This window comes from Peribacillus huizhouensis, from assembly GCF_014138605.1.
Taxonomy (GTDB): Bacteria; Bacillota; Bacilli; order Bacillales; family DSM-1321; genus Peribacillus; species Peribacillus huizhouensis.
Genome location: NZ_JACJHX010000004.1, coordinates 303,623 through 323,233 on the forward strand (window position 1 = coordinate 303,623; position 19,611 = coordinate 323,233).

The 19,611-nt window shown below is 39.2% G+C and carries 17 protein-coding genes; 2 read left to right on the forward strand and 15 right to left on the reverse strand.

The window, feature by feature from the left end; genetic code table 11:
- Nucleotides 1-204: 204 nt before the first annotated feature.
- From HNP81_RS09025 to HNP81_RS09035, 3 genes are all read right to left on the reverse strand, one after another.
- Nucleotides 205-1,692, reverse strand: coding sequence for a glycoside hydrolase family 32 protein (locus HNP81_RS09025; protein ID WP_182502468.1), 1,488 nt, complete (start codon nt 1,690-1,692; stop codon nt 205-207).
- A 64-nt stretch (nt 1,693-1,756) separates the two neighbouring features.
- Nucleotides 1,757-3,193, reverse strand: a complete 1,437-nt coding sequence (locus HNP81_RS09030) for a sucrose-specific PTS transporter subunit IIBC (protein WP_182502380.1) — start codon at nt 3,191-3,193, stop codon at nt 1,757-1,759.
- A gap of 122 nt (nt 3,194-3,315) precedes the next feature.
- Nucleotides 3,316-4,302 (reverse strand): LacI family DNA-binding transcriptional regulator, encoded by a 987-nt coding sequence (locus HNP81_RS09035; protein WP_182502381.1) that lies wholly within the window; start codon nt 4,300-4,302, stop codon nt 3,316-3,318.
- 335 nt (nt 4,303-4,637) lie between these two features.
- Between HNP81_RS09035 and HNP81_RS09040 the strand changes: the two genes are divergently transcribed.
- A complete protein-coding gene (locus tag HNP81_RS09040) occupies nt 4,638-6,056 on the forward strand; it encodes an NAD-dependent succinate-semialdehyde dehydrogenase (protein ID WP_182502382.1) in 1,419 nt (472 codons plus the stop codon).
- A gap of 127 nt (nt 6,057-6,183) precedes the next feature.
- Here HNP81_RS09040 and HNP81_RS09045 read toward each other — a convergent pair whose 3' ends face one another.
- The 4 genes from HNP81_RS09045 to HNP81_RS09060 all read right to left on the reverse strand — a co-directional run bounded on the left by HNP81_RS09045 (nt 6,184) and on the right by HNP81_RS09060 (nt 9,929).
- Nucleotides 6,184-7,113, reverse strand: a complete 930-nt coding sequence (locus HNP81_RS09045; RefSeq protein WP_182502383.1) for an SDR family NAD(P)-dependent oxidoreductase — start codon at nt 7,111-7,113, stop codon at nt 6,184-6,186.
- A gap of 42 nt (nt 7,114-7,155) precedes the next feature.
- Nucleotides 7,156-7,731: a TetR/AcrR family transcriptional regulator gene (locus HNP81_RS09050; RefSeq protein WP_182502384.1), complete on the reverse strand. Its 576-nt coding sequence runs from the start codon at nt 7,729-7,731 to the stop codon at nt 7,156-7,158.
- Nucleotides 7,732-8,338: 607 nt separating this feature from the next.
- A complete protein-coding gene (locus tag HNP81_RS09055) occupies nt 8,339-8,701 on the reverse strand; it encodes a P-II family nitrogen regulator (RefSeq protein ID WP_028389852.1) in 363 nt (120 codons plus the stop codon).
- Nucleotides 8,702-8,714: 13 nt separating this feature from the next.
- Complete coding sequence (locus tag HNP81_RS09060) at nt 8,715-9,929, reverse strand: ammonium transporter (RefSeq protein WP_182502385.1); 1,215 nt, start codon at nt 9,927-9,929, stop codon at nt 8,715-8,717.
- Between the two features lie 239 nt (nt 9,930-10,168).
- Between HNP81_RS09060 and HNP81_RS24245 the strand changes: the two genes are divergently transcribed.
- A complete protein-coding gene (locus HNP81_RS24245; RefSeq protein ID WP_028389850.1) occupies nt 10,169-11,569 on the forward strand; it encodes a TerD family protein in 1,401 nt (466 codons plus the stop codon).
- 150 nt (nt 11,570-11,719) lie between these two features.
- Here the strand turns inward: HNP81_RS24245 and HNP81_RS09070 are convergent, their stop codons facing one another.
- From HNP81_RS09070 to HNP81_RS09105, 8 genes are all read right to left on the reverse strand, one after another.
- Nucleotides 11,720-11,959, reverse strand: coding sequence for a helix-turn-helix domain-containing protein (locus tag HNP81_RS09070; protein ID WP_182502386.1), 240 nt, complete (start codon nt 11,957-11,959; stop codon nt 11,720-11,722).
- A gap of 83 nt (nt 11,960-12,042) precedes the next feature.
- Complete coding sequence (locus HNP81_RS09075; RefSeq protein ID WP_182502387.1) at nt 12,043-12,858, reverse strand: HAD family hydrolase; 816 nt, start codon at nt 12,856-12,858, stop codon at nt 12,043-12,045.
- Entirely contained in the window at nt 12,855-13,976 is a 1,122-nt protein-coding gene (locus tag HNP81_RS09080; RefSeq protein WP_246399289.1) for a cysteine protease StiP family protein, read from the reverse strand. The genes HNP81_RS09075 and HNP81_RS09080 overlap by 4 nt, the downstream gene beginning before the upstream one ends.
- Before the next feature lie 2 nt (nt 13,977-13,978).
- On the reverse strand, nt 13,979-15,391 hold the full coding sequence (locus HNP81_RS09085; protein ID WP_182502388.1) for a phosphoribosyltransferase family protein: 1,413 nt from the start codon (nt 15,389-15,391) through the stop codon (nt 13,979-13,981).
- Nucleotides 15,336-16,532 (reverse strand): HpcH/HpaI aldolase/citrate lyase family protein, encoded by a 1,197-nt coding sequence (locus HNP81_RS09090; RefSeq protein ID WP_182502389.1) that lies wholly within the window; start codon nt 16,530-16,532, stop codon nt 15,336-15,338. Before HNP81_RS09090 ends, HNP81_RS09085 begins: the two co-directional genes overlap by 56 nt.
- 813 nt (nt 16,533-17,345) lie before the next feature.
- Complete coding sequence (locus HNP81_RS09095) at nt 17,346-17,924, reverse strand: TerD family protein (protein ID WP_182502390.1); 579 nt, start codon at nt 17,922-17,924, stop codon at nt 17,346-17,348.
- 220 nt (nt 17,925-18,144) lie between these two features.
- Nucleotides 18,145-18,723 (reverse strand): TerD family protein, encoded by a 579-nt coding sequence (locus HNP81_RS09100; protein WP_182502391.1) that lies wholly within the window; start codon nt 18,721-18,723, stop codon nt 18,145-18,147.
- 233 nt (nt 18,724-18,956) lie between these two features.
- On the reverse strand, nt 18,957-19,568 hold the full coding sequence (locus HNP81_RS09105) for a TerD family protein (RefSeq protein WP_182502392.1): 612 nt from the start codon (nt 19,566-19,568) through the stop codon (nt 18,957-18,959).
- Nucleotides 19,569-19,611 lie beyond the last annotated feature (43 nt).

Consider the following 19,611-nt stretch of genomic DNA (forward strand, 5'->3'; position numbering starts at 1 on the left):
CAATCAGTGGGGGGTCTTTCATCCCCACTGATTGTTAGTCCCGTTCTACTGTCGCTAAATCTTCGATAAAGCGACAGTACGAACCCGATTAGTTCAACTAAACCTCTGCTCTCGCATCGGTAAGTTTCACTGTATCTCACCAATCGGGCTTTTACGGGCAATCATCCCCTACCTACGCTTCCTCGATTCCTTGAGGTGGGGGTTTTACTGCCCGTTATAGCGGGATATCGCCCATTTTTCCACAGTCATATCCATACTTCCATGATTGGCAAAGAATCGGATGTCTTGACCATCTTCTTCTGGGAAAATTCGAGCTGTAAAGACTTCCTCACCGTCATTGATAAATATTTCTACGGAAGAAACATCAACGAAAAGATGCACAGTTAGTAATTCAGATTCCAATGAACAAGCTCGTATTGTTCCGTAATCTATTCCAACGCTCTCTCCAGAAAGGCTTCTATCTAAGATTAGCCTTTTACGCTTCGCTTCGTACTTCAACACTGTTTTCTTTGTATTATTTGCGCGAAATTCAATGCCACATTCTACAGCATCAAGATTCTCTATCTTTATTTTCATTTCAAAAGTAGTTCCAGTCAACCCCAGAAAGGATTTGCTTTCATTCTCAATGCACGCCTGAATCTCTACCTTTTGTTTTCTCAATGCTTCAAGTTCTTTAACCGGCGTTTGAATCAGTTTTCCATTTTGAATCGACAATTCTCTAGGAATCGTCAGACAATGCGCCCAGCCATTTTTATCAGTCGGATAAACAATTTCCGGTAACCCCATCCAACCAATGAGAATTCTTCGGCCATTTGGATCGACCATCGTTTGCGGGGCATAGAAATCAAATCCCCGATCAAGCTCTTTAAATGCTCCATGATGAAACTCCCGACTTAGCAAATTCAATGATTCACCAATCAGATATCCTGACTGATAAATATTTTGGAATTCGTCACCCTTTGCTTCAATTCCTTGCGGGGAGAAGATGAGTACACCAGAATTATCTAGCTCAAAATAATCTGGACACTCCCACATATAACCGAAGTTTGGCAGATTTGTTTTCAGTTCCCCTTCAAGCCTCCAAGTTTTCATATCCGGGCTGCTATACAGAAGGACGGTCCCAGTCAAATCTTCCCGTTGCGCGCCGATAATTGCCCAAAAACCCCCATCTTCCTTCCATACCCTTGGGTCACGAAAATGCTCCGTATATCCATTAGGCGGTTCTGGAATTACTGGATCTTGCCACTTTGAAATTTCCCCATTTTGGTTCATCACGGCGATGCACTGCGAAGGATACCGTCGCCAGTTTTCATCACGTTTGTTACCTGTATACATCAGATAAAGCTTACCATCCTGCTCTAATGCACTCCCAGAGTATGCACCATGAGAATCAAAATCCAGATCCGGACGTATCCCAGGTCCTTCATCAATCCAAGTAATAAGGTCAATAGATTTCATATGATACCAATACTTCACCCCATGAACAGGACCTAGAGGAAACCATTGGTAAAAGACATGATAATATCCGTCAAAATATGCCAAGCCATTTGGATCATTCATTAACCCCATTGGAGGTTGAATGTGGAATGTCTGTCTAAATGGGCAAGCATGAACTGTTTCTAATAGACTAGCTATCTCTTCTGGTGCTGCCTCCTCTAGTCGGCGATAGCGTTGTTCTCTCGTCCACATAATTGTTCTCTCCTTTTTATGAAATAGTGAGAAAACCATGATAGCTCCCCTTATTCCCAGTATTGTATTACGATGTAGTCCCCCCATTTTTCTTTGTATCACGTTTGCCTAGTATAATTGTTATCGCAAAGGCAACCGCAAAAGTAATGGCCATTCCAATAATATAGAAGGTAATCGTTCCAGGCTTAATCGAAATAATCCCAGGAAGACCAGCTGCTCCTAACGCAATCGCCTTTACTTTAAACAACGCTATAAAGGCAGATCCTACTGCCGCACCAACGATTGCTCCAAAAAAGGGATATCTCAATTTCAAGTTCACCCCGAACATTGCCGGTTCTGTAATTCCTAGTAAAGCCGAAATACCTGCCGCAGATGCAACTCCTTTTAGCTTTGCATTCGTCGTTAGTAGCAATACCGCCAATGTAGCAGCTCCTTGTGCCACATTAGACATGGCAGCAATCGGGAAAATAAACGAGCCGCCTGTTTTAGCGATATCAGCGAGTAACTGTGTTTCAACCGCGATAAAACTGTGATGCATACCAGTAATAACAATTGGGGCGTATAATAGACCGAATAACCCTCCACCAATAAAGCCTGCAGAATCATATAACCATACAAGTCCATCCGTCACTGCATTACCAGCACTTCTTGTTAATGGTCCAACTAAGATAAAGGTAAGAATTCCTGTAATAAAAATCGAGAGCAATGGTGTGACCAAATTATCAACTACCGACGGAACTCGTCTTCTTAGAAACGTTTCAATTTTAGCCAAGATAAAAGATGAAACGAGTACAGGCAATACTGTTCCTTGGTAACCAACCTTCTCAATCTCAAATCCTAATATTTTCCAAATCGGCACTTCACCATTTGCTACAGCGTTCGCATAACCATAACCATTAAGTAAATCTGGATGAACCATTAACATTCCTAAAGTTGCACCTAAATACGGATTTCCCCCAAACCGTTTCGTCGCAGAGAAGCCGATTAATATAGGTAAAAAGACGAAAGCAGCATTTGCAAATGTATTAATAAGTGCAGCAAGGTCCGCCATGTTTGGATATGCTTCGATTAATGATTTTCCTTCAATAAAGAAATCAGGAGCTGTTAATAAATTATTCAACCCCATTAACAAGCCCCCAGCTACGATTGCCGGAATAATAGGTACAAAAATATCTGAAAGCATTTTCACAAATCGTTGTATAGGGTTCATTTTCTTCGATCCCGCACTGCTTACTTCACTAGTTGACATATCAGAAAGCTCTGTTATTTTAGCGAAATCTTTGTAAACTTCATTGACAATTCCAGGACCTAAAATAATCTGATATTGACCACCAGTTGAGAATGTTCCTTTAACAATCTCCATTTCATCTAGCTGCTTTTGATCAATTTGGCTTTCATCGTTCACGACTAATCTTAACCTTGTCGCACAATGGGCTGCCGCTGCTACGTTATCTTTTCCACCAAGTGCTTCTAAAATATCCTTTGCGGTACTTTTATAATCCATATTTATCATCACTTTTGCGCGAATTGTGGAACCGGTTCCTAAAATCTAAAAAAAAATACAAGTATTTAGAACTGGTTCCAAAAAACATCTTTTTTGGAACCGGTTCCGAATAAAGTATAAGTTTAATTATTTTTTTTGTCAACGCTTTCTCTTTTGAGTATTTCATATTTTGAGAATGTCATTTGGTCAATTTCTTCTTTGTTCACCATTTTTACAATACTTTTTGCAGCAAAGTTACCCGCTTCTTTATAGAAAAACTTAACTGTTGTAATGCTAGGATGGATCAAATCCGTTACTTCATACCCCCCAAAGCCAGTAATAGATAGATCTTTTGGAACTTGTAACCCACTCAAATAGGCAGCTTTTAAAGCGCCAAGGGCAATATTATCAGTCGCACAAACAATAATACTTGGCTTGTACTGCTCAATAATTTCAAGCGTTTTATGGATCGCATCTTCACTCTTAAAGCTTGTCTCAAAATACTTCACTTCAGTATCTACCTTATCGGCTACAGCAGACATAAAACCTTCTCTACGTTTGACCCCTACTGCTATATCTTCCTTTGTAACTCCTAAATATGCGATTCTAGTATGCCTTTGTGCAAGAACGTACTCTCCTAATGAATGAGCAGCTTGATAATCATTATGAATCAAGCTATGAAATTCTTCATTTTCTTGGCCAACTAATAAAATCGGCACCTTTATTTCATGCAATGCTTTAATATGTTTCTCCGTTACCATAGTTGCCAACAAAATAATGCCTGCCACTTTCTGCTGTGCCAATATATAAATATTTTCAATTTCACGCTCTAAACTCTGACTCGTGTTAGAAATAATTAGCTGATATTCCAAATCTCTAAGCTGCTCATCAATGCCAATCAAAGTTTGTGAAGTAGCATACGAATCTAAACGGGGTACTATCGTCCCAATGATATTCGTCTTCTTCGCTTTCAAGCTTTGGGCAAATTTATTGGGCGAATATCCCGTTTCTTGAACGACTTTTTCAATTTTTCTTATCGTTTCTTCACTCACAGATCCTCCGTTTAAATACCGTGAAACTGTACTCTTAGCCACACCCGCCATTTTTGCAATATCAGCAATCGTTACCATTTACCCAACTCCATTTTATACAAATCTTACATTATTATAGCAAATGTCGAATAAAGGATGCACCAATAACTCGAATGATCACATCACCCTATCCTTTTATTAGTATCTTATGCAAAAGGATAACTCATACTGATGTCGAATTATCTATCTACAAAGGTCATTAGATATGAATTCTTAATAAAGATTAAATGATAGAAAGTACACCTTCTCTTTCACCCAAGTAAATCTGAAATTACTGAAGTATTTGTTCCATCAAGCAAGAAACTTAACCATAGATATATTGTTATATATACTTAAGAAGAACGATATTTACTTTCGGAATGGAGGTTGTACGTATGAAACATTATGGAATATTTGTGAACGGAGAATGGTCAGATTATGGATTAGCTAAAATTGAAGTAAGGAATCCAGCGACGAATGAAGTAATTGCCACTGTTCCTAATGGAGGCGCTGATGAAGCAAAGAAAGCAACAGATGCAGCATACGACGCCTTTAAAGGATGGGCTGGGCTATCGGTTTATGATAGGTCTGAATTGATCTGGAAATGGCATCGTTTAATCGAAGAAAAAAAAGAAGAACTTGGAAACATCATGACGGTGGAACAAGGCAAGCCACTGAAAGAAGCGATTGGAGAAATCTCCTATGCAAATGGTTTTTTATCTTGGTACGCAGAAGAAGGGAAACGAGTGTACGGGGAAACCATCCCGGCAACTCAAGCTAATAAGCGATTATTCGTTTCCAAACAGCCAGTTGGTGTCGTTGCAGTCATCACTCCTTGGAACTTCCCTGCAGCTATGATTACCAGAAAGGTTGCACCAGCACTTGCAGTTGGCTGTACAGTTGTCATTAAACCATCAGAATTAACACCTCTCACCGCTATTAAATTAGTTGAACTAGCTGAGCAAGCTGGAATTCCAAAAGGCGTCATTAATGTTGTAACAGGAGATGCTAAGGCAATTGGAAGTGCCTGGATTGAGGATAATCGGGTTCGTAAGCTGACCTTTACTGGATCAACAAAAGTTGGCAAACTCTTAATGAAAGGCGCAGCTGATACAGTCAAGAAAATCTCCCTTGAACTCGGTGGACATGCTCCAGTTATCGTTGTTGCGGATGCTGATTTGGACAAGGCTGTGGCAGGTGTCTTGAACTCTAAATTCCGAAACGCAGGGCAAACTTGCGTCTGTGCAAACAGAGTCTATGTACATGAATCCATTTATGAAGCTTTTATTGAAAAATTAGTCGCAAAAGTTGGAACTCTTAAAGTTGGTAACGGGCTCGAAGAAGGCACGGATATTGGACCACTTATTAATCAAAGTGCGGTTGATAAAGTATTGGCCCATATTGAAAATGCCATCAGTCAAGGTGCCAAATTAGAATCAGGCGGAATGGTACAAAATGGACTTTTCCTAGAGCCAACCGTTTTAAGTAATATCGATGATTCTATGCTTTGTATGCAAGAAGAAACATTTGGACCGCTTGCACCGATTGCTTCCTTCAAAACCGATGAAGAAGCTATTAAGCGGGCGAACCAATCTATATATGGGCTGGCAGCTTACGTTTTCACCGAAAACATTAGCAGAGGTATTCGAATTACTGAAGCTCTTGAATTTGGCATCGTCGGCTTGAATGACGGGCTGCCGTCAACTCCTCAAGCTCCATTTGGCGGTTTCAAACAAAGTGGATTAGGTCGCGAAGGCGGACATCATGGAATTGAAGAATATTTAGAAGTGAAGTATATTTCGTTAGGGTTATAAGAGATTGGCTCAAGCTAAATTGGTCATAGCTTGAGCTTTGTGCTTTTATTCTAGGGTTTGAGCTAGAACACTTAACATTTTCTATTTTTAAAATTTATCTCTAGACCCCAAAGTATCTCGATTTATTTTATTGAGCAATACTTTCTAATGTTTTTTGAAACCCTTCCTCATATGGCGTCATCGGAATCAGCCCTATTTCTCTCTCATATTTTCCGCCGTCTAATACGACCGGATCTTCATTTAAATAAAACATCTCAACCATTTCCCTCATACCAGGATCAAACACTCCGAGTAGTCGAATCATATTTTTAGAAACGGTGGAAACCTTTTTCTCATACCCCGTCAACTCTCTAACAAGTTCAATGATCTCTTTCCCAGTAATCGTACTCGTGCCCGGAATATTCCAATGCCCTCCTTCAAAGCGGTCTTGCATTGCCAATTCACAAATAGCTTTCGCGCCATCCGGTGTATAAATAAATTCTCGGGGCAACATCTGATTGCCGACAAATCGAGCCTTTTTCCCATTAGCTATTGCTTGAAACGTATAATCTAATAACGTGTTTTCGGCATGAGGGCCATAAAAATCTGGAAAATGTGCAATCAACATTGGCACACCAGATTCCTTTACCATCGAATTTAATTCTAGACGAATTTTCCCTTTTTTCGTATGAGGGGACATTCTAGTCGTTTCCGTCACCAAAGTACCAGGGTTTCTTCCGTACGCATATATGTTATCGACAATTGCGAGCTTAGCGCCAGACTTTTGGACCGCATCAAGAATATTTCCCATAAGAATAGGCTGCTGTCCCTCCCACTGCTCATATGGGATATTAATTGAATGAAAAACAATGTCTGCATTTTTCACAGCTCGATTTACTTGTTCCTTGTTAAAAACATCACCTTGAACAAGTTTTACCTTTTGATCTTTGAACAATTTATTTAACTTCTCAATGTTTCTGGCAAAAGCCGTAACTTCCACTCCCCGTACTAACAATTCATATACAATTGCACTACCCATGCCCCCTGTTGCTCCCAATACTAACGCCTTCATACTCATCCCCCTTTTAATTAACCATCGGTCAATTAAATATTAAAAAAATTAGGGCTGCACAATTGCCCGTAAAATGACATCTACATGTGTTTCAGCCATGATTTCCACCTCAGAATAAGATTGCCTATTCCTTAAATAGACCGAAACAAATCCATGAAGTGATAGAAAAACAGACCATGTCTCTTTAATCGGTATGGTCCTATTACTCAATTGATGAAGTGCTTCTGAAAATTGCCGATAGCTTTCACTTGGTTCCTGCTGCAAAAAGCTTTGCACCTCTTCATCTCTCGTTAAAAACATAATTTCATAATGATTAGGATGATCGAGACCAAATTTAATAAACCTTAGAAGTAAATCTCGTATTTTTTGATCGTTATCGGCTTCGCTATTCATCACTTTCACAATCTCGTGATTCAGCGAGGAAAAGTCTAAAAATACAAGACTGTAGAAGATTTCCGCTTTATTTTTAAAATGATAATAAAGAGCCCCATGTGAATATCCGAGGCTTTGTGCAATTTTTCTCATCGAAACATGCTGAAACCCCTGCTCTGCAAATAATTCCCTCGCTGTGTCCATAATCATTTCTTTCGTTAATTCATGATCCACTGATTTTCTTGGTGACATAGTTTTCTCCTTTAATTGACCACTGGTTAATTAAAAGTTTATCTAACTCATAATTGATTGTCAATATATTCTAAAAAAAGGCTATGCGACAATTAGACGTTTGACCCAATCCACATTTTTTTGGATTTTACGAGTTGAATTTGAGAATTCCCCTCATTTATGCGACCCACGACTACGCTCTGAAAGGAAAACTCGAATTTGATTAGTAATTTTGAATTGCTATCGATATAAATTTCAGATTTCGAAAATAAAATTGAAAAAACACAAATAAACCGATCAAAAAAACATCCCTATCTATGGATAAGGATGAAAAACTAGTTTGACTTAATTATTCTCGGATATTTGGCATACTTACTTTAAATGAAACAAAAAGTCTTCTAAAATTTTTTCAAAGTTAACTAAGAACGGTCAGCAGGTTGATAAACACTTTCCAAAATAAGGGTATTAATGATTTTCCTGTTACTTGCATTGATGCTTTTAAAAAGCCTTCAAGGTATTCCTTCCTATCTATGCGTTACATCTCATCCGATCTGCTGAATACGTTTCATAGTATGTTTCATCCTGGTTGAACGAAGGGTTAACCTAAGTGAAGTTCCCTTTACTGGTTTTATTGCTCATTTTTCAGTGCAGCACGACCTTCTTCACCAGTGCGGATTTTAATTACATTAGCCAGTTCATAGATAAAAATTTTTCCATCTCCCGGTTTACCTGTATTGAAGTATTTTCTTGCAAGATCGATTACTTGCTGTACTGGTACCTCACAGACAACGATTTCAATTTTGATTCGGTCATGGAGGCTGATTTCACGGGTCACACCACGATAGGTTTCCTTATAGCCTTTTTGCAACCCGGTTCCTTTTACTTCTGCGACCGTAATCCCACTGACTCCGATTTTGGCTAACTCCTGTTTGAACACGTCGAATTTCTCTGGTCTTGTGACGATTTCTATCTTCGTTAACACCTCTTCCATAATAAAGCCCCCTTTAAATGGATTCGTGATATGCCTTTTCTCCGTGTAAAGTTATATCAAGTCCGAGCGATTCATCCTCTTCATTCACGCGTAACGGTACTAGGTAACTAATCACTTTTGCAATGATAAATGTAAGAACCGCTACGAAAATATAGGTTGCGACAATCGCAACAAGCTGTTTCCAAAATAAATCGAAGCCCCCATACAGTAATCCGTTCGCCCCTCCTGGATTAACAGAGGTTGTAGCGAATAATCCGGTTGCAATACCACCCCATGTTCCACCTACTCCATGTAGACCAAACGCGTCAAGTGCATCATCGTAGCCAAGCTTTCCTTTCAAATAAGAAACACCCCAGAAACAGACAGCTCCACCAATCAATCCAATAATTATCGCGGCAGGCACAGTAACGAAACCACAGGCAGGTGTAATCGCAACTAATCCGGAGATAGCTCCAGATAATGCACCTAGCATCGTAGGCTTTCGACTACATATATACTCAATGACAAGCCAGCCAAGTATGCCTGCTGCTGCTGCAACTGCCGTGTTTACAAAAACGACCATGGCTACTTCATTAATCGTCAACGCGCTTCCAACGTTAAACCCATACCAACCGAACCATATTAATGTCGCACCTAAGAATGTTAACGGAAGATTATGCGGTGTATTTTCACCTGACAATTTACGTTTCCCGAGCATAATCGCTAACACTAGACCTGTCACACCAGAAGAAACATGAACCACATTACCACCTGCAAAATCCAATGTTCCAAGTTGAGCTAACCAGCCACCGCCCCATACCCAGTGAGCTAGTGGAGCGTATACGAATAACGACCATATAATTGTGAACAGTAAGAATGCAGAAAATTTCATACGCTCAGCGACCCCTCCAGCAATGATTGAAACCGTTAAAACAGCGAATGTCATTTGGAACAACATGAACAAACTGTGTGGAATCGTATCACTGTAAGGTCCCGGCTCAAATCCTACCCCATTCAAACCAATCCAATCTAAGCCTCCGAAGAAAGCATTTCCCTCTGAAAAAGATATCGAGTATCCGATCGTAACCCATAAGATTGAAATGACAGCTAACGGCATATAACTATGCATCGCAGTGTTCAAGACGTTTTTGCTTTTTACCATTCCTCCGTAAAAAAGTGCAATCCCTGGAGTCATAATCCAAACAAGCATAGTTGCCACAAACATAAAGACTGAGTCTGCTAATTCCATTTTTTCCTCCCCTTTCAAATAATGTTAGATTATCTAACATATTATGTTATATTTGATATCATATTAAATACCCTTCTAAAAATCAACTGAATTTTATAAAAATTTAAAATTAATGTTAGAAAATCTAACATTAAAGAACTTTAACGTATCAGGTTACGAATACATTACACCCTTTCCCTTTTGTGGTACGATAATAGTAATATTTTCAAACTGATTAACATTTAAGGAGCGTGTAATTGATGGGTGTAACTCTAAGTAAAGGTCAAAAGGTTGACTTAACAAAAACCCATCCAGGTCTGCAGCACGTTGTTGTAGGACTAGGATGGGATGTCGGCAATTTCGGAGCTAGCTATGATTTAGATGCATCAGCCTTTTTAACTGGTGCAAATGGAAAAGTTGCAAGTGATGCAGATTTTGTATTCTACAATAACCCTTCTGGGGGAAATGGATCCATTCTGTATAGCGGAGATAACCGGACAGGATCAGGTCATCAAGATGATGAACAAATTCAAATTGATTTAAACCTTGTACCGCAGGCGATTCATCGGATCGCATTTACAATCACAATCCACGATGCCCATATTAAGCAGCAAAATTTCGGACAAGTTTCCAATGCCTATGTAAGGATTTTTAACACACAGACATTCGAGGAATTAATCAGGTTTGAGCTTGGAAGAGACTTTACAGTCGAAACTGCCATCGTTGCAGCAGAATTATATCGTCATAACGGGGAATGGAAATTCAATGCCATTGCAAGCGGCTTCCAAGGCGGGTTATCAGCTTTATGTAGAAACTTCGGCGTAAATGTAGATGATGCTCCAACACCTACTCCAATTGTTCAACAACCTTATCAACAACAACCGATCCCACCATCACCACAATATCAACAACAAGGGTTTGGTAATACGAATACATATGGGAATCAACCTCCATACCAACAACAACAAACCTACCAACCTCCTATGCAAAATCAAGCCCAAAGAGGTGGGGCCAACCAGCAATACGGCGGCGAGGAGCTGCAATGTCCACGTTGCTATTCAAACAATGTCAGAACTGGTCAAAAGGGATTTGGACTTGGTAAAGCAGCAGTTGGTGGATTAATCCTCGGACCAATTGGCTTATTGGGAGGATTTATCGGAAAAAACCAATTGAAACTTACTTGTAACAGCTGCGGCAATTCATGGTCTCCAAATCAAACTGACTATTCCGAATGGGCCGTACAACAAAAGCGGAAAGCACAGGATTTATTCGCTCGATATAAAAGTCAGGATGTACTAGACGCTATCGTTGCCGGATGTGCTCTTGTTTCAATGGCAGACGGACACCTAGATCCAGCCGAGCGCCAGCAAATGATTGATTTCGTCAACCAAAGCGAGGAATTACGAGTCTTCGATACAAACAAAGTGATTGCACAATTCAATAACTTTACTCAAAGAATCGAACGTGATATGATTGTCGGTCGTGCCGAAGCCTTCAAAGCACTAGGACGTGTCCGTACAAAACCGGAAATTGCTCGTCTAATCGCAAGATACAGCATAGCGATCGGTTATGCTGACGGTAACTTTGACGCAAATGAGCAGCGAATTGTCAGTGAAATTTGTCGAGAACTAGGTCTTGATCCAGCCGAATTCCTTTCTTAACAGACCCTGATAAGGAACTAGGCTGATTAAGTGAGACAACAAAAAGTGGATGCCCCATAAAAAAGGTCAGACCAACCAACAACTACACACACCTTAAACTGTGTAGAAGTGCTTTAGTCTGACCTTTTTAGGGCATCCACTCATTTTCTTCTAATATTTAGATTTCCAACCTTCGAAACTTGCTTGAGTTTTCTTTTCACCAAATACTGCATACATTCCTTCACGAGTGACCACCCATGATGTTCCGAACTTACGAATAGTTCCATTTGGAAAATCATGTATTCTCCTTCTTAATGTTGATGAGTCGATACCCCATTCTTTGCAAGCTTCACTTGAGCTTAATATGTTTCGACTATCTAGATTAGGTTGTTTTTTAAATAGGTTGATCATTTGAAAACACCTTCTTGATTGGCATTTTATCCAGGTTTAACGAGCAGCAACCCTCTTTAATAAAATAAGGGGAGTAAAAGCAACTATAAACGTTCTTCATAAATATGCAAGACTTGATTTAATATATCCTCAGCTGCGAGGATTCCTTTTTGATCTGTTCGGTGAATCGTTTTGTTCACTACAGAATTTCCCATTTCACTCAGTTCTCCATGGATGGGGGAGATTGCATAGTCCGCAACTTCGAGCATCGACAGATCAAGCAATGAATCTCCAGCCGCAGCCACAAATTCTCGATTGCTTTTTTCTTTAATATAAGCGACTGCATCCCATTTATTCACCGCTTTGGGTACAAAATAAAGTTTGCGGCCTTGCAGAGACATTTTCCAGCCTTGCTGATCGATCATTTCTTTGAAATGCATTAATTCATCCAACGGAGCCATTTCACGCTCGATCAAACAATAATGAAACAACTCATCTGCCGTATGCTGAGAGTTAACCCAATTATTATTAGCTAACTCACTGAAATGTTTAAGTATCTCTTCTCCACTCAACGCCTCATTTTCTAACTTTACTTTTATTTTTCTTTGCCACTCTTCATCGATTTTACCGTTCACTAGAATATTTCCACCATTACTAGTTACAGCAAGAGGCGGCACAATTTCGTCTTGGAACAGATTAATATATCGAAACTGCTCTACGGTCCTTGTGGTAACCGGAAGAAACATCATCTTATCAGCAACTTTTTTTAATATTTCAATAGCATGCAAGGTCATATAAGAGATCTCTCGTTCGCCGCGCTTCTCAACAACGCGCATCGCCGGTTTAGGACGATCTTCTCTAAGCCTCATTGATCGAATAGAGTAAATTAACGTTTGATCTAAATCACTTGCAAAAATCATAATTTCTCCTTCATCGACTTAATTAGTCCGCAACACGTATATGACATTTCTTGATACTCTTCAATCGGAACACCACGATCTTCAGCGAGCAGAATAATATGTTTTAATCGCTTATCATTTCGATTTTTTACAAGAATCTTCCATGGAACTCTTCGCAATAAAACACGAGTTGTTTCCCCAACACCAGGTTTTATATGATTCATATCGTCGATTGAAAAGTCAATTTGGATCTTTTTCACACAAGCTAAACCTGACCAATTCGGTGCTGTGTGCTGCGAGCGAATTTGTTCAAGATGCGTTTGAATATTCCGCTCAACTGCCGGAAACTCTTTAACGATTGTTGCAATAAATTCATTTGATACATCTTCTTCTTCAAGGTGACGATAATATTTTGCGCCATGAAAATCTTGTTCAGAAATATATGCTTTATTATGAACTGTTCGGCTGACAAGACCTGACACAGTTGAATTTAGGCAAGCACTCGGTATTAAGTAATCCTCTCTTGTCCCGTAAATTTCAGAACAATAACCTGGATCCGCTAAAACAGCAAGACTATCGTCAAGATCGTAGCCATATTGATCATTCATTTTTTGACAGGCTTTTGTTAATTCACGACTAATCGCTCCTTTACCCGTCCACCCATCAATAAATTGAATATGACGATCTGGATGATTCTGTTTGATATAGTGAATCGCCTGCTCATCTATTCCTTTGCCACGGATAATAGAAACACTATAATGAGGAACATCCAAGTTATGAGCCAATAACAAATAACGTTTAATTAAGATGCCAATCGGAGTACCCGCTCTCGCTAACGAAACAAGAATCAAATTCTTTCCTTTCTTCAAAAGAATCTCTTGTGCGACAACCCCTATTGCTACCGCCACTTTTTCTGCATATTCTTGCAATGCTTTTTGATACACTGCCATGTATTCAGATGTTGGCTTGTATTCAATCGGCAACATCTCAGAGTAATGAACACCAGATTGAATCGCTTCTTCTCGGTCCTCCGTTCCCTGCTCTTGCATAACTCCACTTAGATCTTTTAACAAAAATGTCACATCTTCAGGTGGATAACTGCCCATTGGCGCTATCGTAAAGTTTTGTTTAATAGGCATAGCTATCTCCTTTCTGCATTAGAATTCACTGTGACAACAAAGAGCCTCTGGGCACCAACTTGTTTGATTTTTTCTACTAACGATTCCAGGCGAACCTCTTCTACTTCGCGCTCAAGAAATAGATAGATATCCCGGTAGCTTTTGTACGGGATATTATAAAAATAATTTGTAATCGCCATATCATCCGGGTTCGCAAAATCAAACCCACTGGTCACAGCATACCCTGCTTTATCAATACGATGAATCGGACTTCTTGTGGTTGATTGATAGTAGACATCATCGCCCATATATGAAGCGATTTTCATTGGCAGATACATAAATTCAGTTGTTCCTAGACAGAGCGCCTTTCCTCCAGAGCGAGTTTGCTTAAGCCCAGTTCCTACACGATAAGCATAATCATCAATACTCAGACGATCACTTGACGAAATTCCGTTAAAACGTCCTGTCATTCCAGAATATGGAACTTCATTCACATATCCTTCACTACTAATAGATGCATACGCAACATCATCAATCCGTTTACAATTCTCATATTCTGATAGATTGATAGCATGGATTTCTGTTTCAACCGCAGCACCAGACTGGGCATATTCATAGTAGCCTTCGGTATCAACAGGCTCGCCGTCCACCTTGATTCTACCTGCCAATAATGTTGCAGTTTGAATACGGATTCCAAGCTTTTCTTCTAGTTTCGCATACGCTTCTTTATTAGCTTCTGAACGCCAATCTAAAAGAGATAGGACGATATACTCTCTTCGAGGATATACGGCATGAATGGATTCAATAATATTTAACGCTGTTTTCCCCGTCGTAATTTCATCATCAACAAGAACGATCGGACCGTCTTTTTGCAATAATGCTTTATTTCCATAGCACGCTTGCTCAGTCGCATGAGAGTGTTCTTCTTCAAATTCTATGCTCGACTGTAACCCAACAATCCGTTCTCTTGTAGTATGGAGATAATGGGCATTATTAAATAAATCAAACACACTATGTCCAAGTGCTGTCGCAGTCTCAGCAAAACCGATAAAAAGTGTTTCTTCAGGTAAATCAAAAGGATTCTCCATAAGAGAATGGTAGACTTCTTCTTTTCTACTTCCTGAGATCAACGCTTCTATCACGGATTTTTTACCTTTTATTGAATGGTTATGCACCGTTTCTAAATAACGCATCGCTAATAATGCACCACTTAACAAAGATGTAATCGGGTTTACTGGAATATGTTTGCCAAGAATTTTACTAACAAACAGAAACCCACGTTTCTTATTCTTGCGGGCTGCCATTTCGAATAAAAAGTCTAAAGGCAGGTTATAAGGATTTTCTGTCACTTCTACTGATACGACTAAAGAATCTAATATATTAAATACAGATCTGTTCTTGCTCTGTGAGTAAGTCAATGTATGAGCATTGTTCATGATACACCCCGTATATTTTCGCTTTACTAACGATTTTTATTGCCCAATTATAATGAGGCTTCATTTCATTCATTTTATTAGAAAATTGACTTTTCAGTACACCTGATTCTCCACCTATTCCCTCTAATATACTAATGGCGTCCATATATTCTTCGTAGGAAACAACAGAAAACGCATGAACAGGCTTTATATGAGTTGGATGAATGACCGTTTTCCCTGTAAGTCCATTGTTTTTGTCCAACAAAACTTCCTGAATTAAGCCGTCCAAATATTCATTTAAGAATTCTTTACGAATCGATAAGCCTTCTTTACCTAGGCTGTTCATAAAAGGAGTTTGACGAAGCTGCGGCTTAAGCACTCGCTCTTCTCGATAAAAATACTCCCATACAGGACCCGACACTACATACTCCTTTTCACTTCGGCCAAATACATTTACGATATCTGCAATACAATCTCTGACGACTGAAATATCATAAATCGTAGAATCACTACTTCTTCTTATGCCATATAATCCACAAAAGTCAGTTGCTCCCATCCGTACATTTAAAATGCAATCATAATGTTCATCTAACAGTTGCTTTATGCTTAACAATGAAGCTATTCTCGATTCCTTATATATCACTTCAGCCGATTCAAGAATTGGCATGCCGTATAAGCGAATGCCATATTGTTCATTTAAATCACGAAGAGCCGCAATATAACCCTGCCCATTTTCAGCTGTGAATTTCGGAAAAACAAAGCCAGCTAGTACATGTATGGAGCTACCTAGATGCTCTGCTACATACCTCATTTGTTTTTCACTTCTCACTCGAATAAAAATGATAGGAAGTTCATCTATCATAATGGCTCCCGATTCAAGCTGCATATGAAGCTGCTGTAGCTGAGCAATGACATTCAATTCTGCCTGATATACTTCATTATCACTAACAGCATCTTCAAGACAAAGGACCATGGATACTAAACCATCATGCTTCTGTTTCACTATATCAGCGCAAATACTCGGACGAGTGCCTGGCATATACAAGCAAGCTCCAAGCGATAGTGCCAACAATTCTTTTTCACTGTCTTTAGAAAATTCTATCGGCATCCGATAAAAGATTTTCTCCTCACGGTCCTTTGTTAGATAATTAAAATGCTTCAAACTGCTACCTCCAATCACGAAAAACTATCACCTGTCCAAATTGGCTACTAGCCAATTTGGATATGTCTAGTAACCCTTTATCGATTTCCCAAAAAATGCATAAGACCCGAATGCGACAAGACTCTAACCACACAACGTCCAGCTATCAAAGACTAGATATCAACAAAGAGTATATTTGCTAAATAGACACATCGATAGCGTAAACTAATCATAAAGTGAAACTTTAATCAGTAGTGATTTCTTCATCCTCTACTGGCTCTTCCCGTTCTAAAATCGCTAATATCTCCCGCGCGGCGCAAATTTTTCCTCTGCAACTCTCAGCAAGTTTCACTGAGTCTCACCAATCGGGGCTATACTGCCCGTTAATGTGAGATACAAACAAATACTTTCTTTTTCACTCAGGAAATACAAACCTCTTGCTCAATCTAGGTCTTGCATAAGATAAACAAGAAATATCGAGAGTGGGATTATAACTTCTCCATATTTCTTGTTTATCTTAAACCGGAAGTTTCTCAAGCAAAACTAAGATTTGCACATCCTTTGGCCTTCATGAACATGACACACTCTTTCAACCAGAGAGAATAGAAGTTGAACCAATCAATCGAGCTATGACGGACAAAGTTGTCCCCACCTACGCTTCTTTAATTCCTCTAAGCCTTGAGCTGGGTCATATTATCCGTTAAGCCAGGATAAAATACTATGAAAATAACGAAAAGGGAAACACAACTGTGTTCACCCTTTTGCAATTGGAACGATTATAAATGTATTATTACTTTTGATTGCAATTACCTTACAACGTTATCTGTAACTCGATTAAACAGACAACCCGTAGTTTTGACACAACGCAGCCAATCCGCCCGAAAAGCCACTGCCGATTGCATTAAATTTCCAATCAGAACCATGACGATATAACTCACAAATCACGACTGCTGTTTCAATCGAAAAATCTTCGCCAAGGTCATAACGTAAAACTTCAGCATTTGTTTCTTCATTTACAACACGCACAAATGCGTTAGACACTTGACCAAAGTTTTGGTTACGCTGATTCGCATCATGGATTGTAACGGTGATTGCAATTTTATGGATATTTGCAGGAACTTTATTAAAATCTATTTTGATCTGCTCGTCATCCCCATCACCTTCACCAGTACGGTTATCACCTGTATGCATGACAGAACCACTTGGATCTTGCAAATTATTATAAAAAATAAAATCAAGGTCGTTGGTGCACTTATCATTCTGATCAACTAAAAATGCTGAAGCATCAAGATCAAAATCATAGCCGCCAGTATATTTATTCGTATCCCAGCCTAAACCAATAACAGCAAGTGTCAAACCTGGATTTGTTTTAGTTAAATCAATTCGTTGCCCTTTTGATAATGAAATGGACATCTACATCATCCTTTCTATTTCACATAAAGTGAAACTTCATCATTTGGAAGTTCCTCCCTACCTATTTTTCCTGATTCTCTATGTAAATATTAAGGTGGAGGATTACAGCTTCTTAAACCAGGATAAAGATAATCCCCCTTCAGCATTATTGAATACAGTTGAAGGGGTCATCAGAAGAAACTCTATCTTCTCCGATCTTATTTTGAAAGATATTTAAAGGTTATACAGATAAACCATAGTCAGTTACAAGTGCAGCCAATCCACCTTGGTAGCCACTGCCAATTGCATTGAACTTCCACTCGCCATTGTGACGGTACAATTCCGCAACAACAACAGCTGTTTCAATGGAGAAATCTTCGCCAAGGTCATAACGAATGAGTTCTGTATTGCCTTGTTCGTTTACAACACGTACAAACGCATTCGATACTTGACCGAAGTTCTGATTACGAGCTTCTGCATCGTGGATTGTAATCGTAAAAGCAATCTTTTCAACCTCTGCTGGTACAAGGCTTAAGTCGATTTTAATTTGCTCATCGTCTCCATCACCTTCACCTGTCAGGTTATCTCCTGTATGTATAACAGAACCATTCCCACCTTGAAGATTGTTAAAGAACACAAAATCTTTTTCAGAACCTACTTTTCCTGAAGCGTTTAGTAAAAATACCGATGAATCCAAGTCAAAATCATGTCCACCATCATATTTGTTTGTATCCCATCCTAAACCAATTACTAAATTTTTAAGACCTGGATTTCCTTTTGTTAAATCAACTTTTTGTCCTTTGCTTAATGAAATAGCCATAATAATTTTCCCTCACTTTATTAGATTTATTTTGTATGAAGACATGGGGACGGGGCTTCGCAGCTTACTAATATAGCCAATCTACTTTGGAGATATACTTCATTCATTAAGAAGGTACTCCAAAATTCGGCTCCGCACCGCCACCATTGTGATTAAGCGAGTGTAACGTGCTTAATGATATATCCTTCATGGTAAATGGTGCTTTTTAATGCCTTATTCGTTTTGTAAGAAAATTACGCATACTTATTCGCAATCTCAGAAATAGATGTGTCTTTTGTACCATTGCCGATTGCATTAAATTTCCACTCACCATTGTGGCGATAGATTTCACCAACAAATAATGACGTTAATCCTGAGTAGTTATCAGTCAGGTTAAAATGGATTAATTCTTGTCCATTTGAATTATCGACCAAACGGATAAAGGCATTTTGAATCATGCCAAAATCTTGTTTTCGTTGTACACAAGCATAAATATTCACGACGAATACAATCTTTTCTACACTAGGAGAAATACGGTTTAAGTCAACGATGATTTGCTCATCATCACCATCTCCATCACCTGTTACGTTATCACCTGTATGCTTTACACTTCCATCCCCACTTGTCTTATTACCGAAGTAGATCAAGTTGTTTTTACTCGTTAATTTGTCGTTCTTGTCCAAAAGAATGACAGAAGCATCACAGTCTATGTTTGGAGCACTTCCACCACCAAACAATCCTCCTAAAAGGCCTTTTGGCTTGCCTGAGCTTACTGGGTCCCATCCTAAACCTACTGTAATGGATGATAAACCGGCTCTGCCTTTTGTAAGGTCTACCTTTTGCCCTTTTTGTAACGAAATAGCCAACCGAAACACTTCCTTCCCTTTACTCACGCCAGCGTGTTTTATT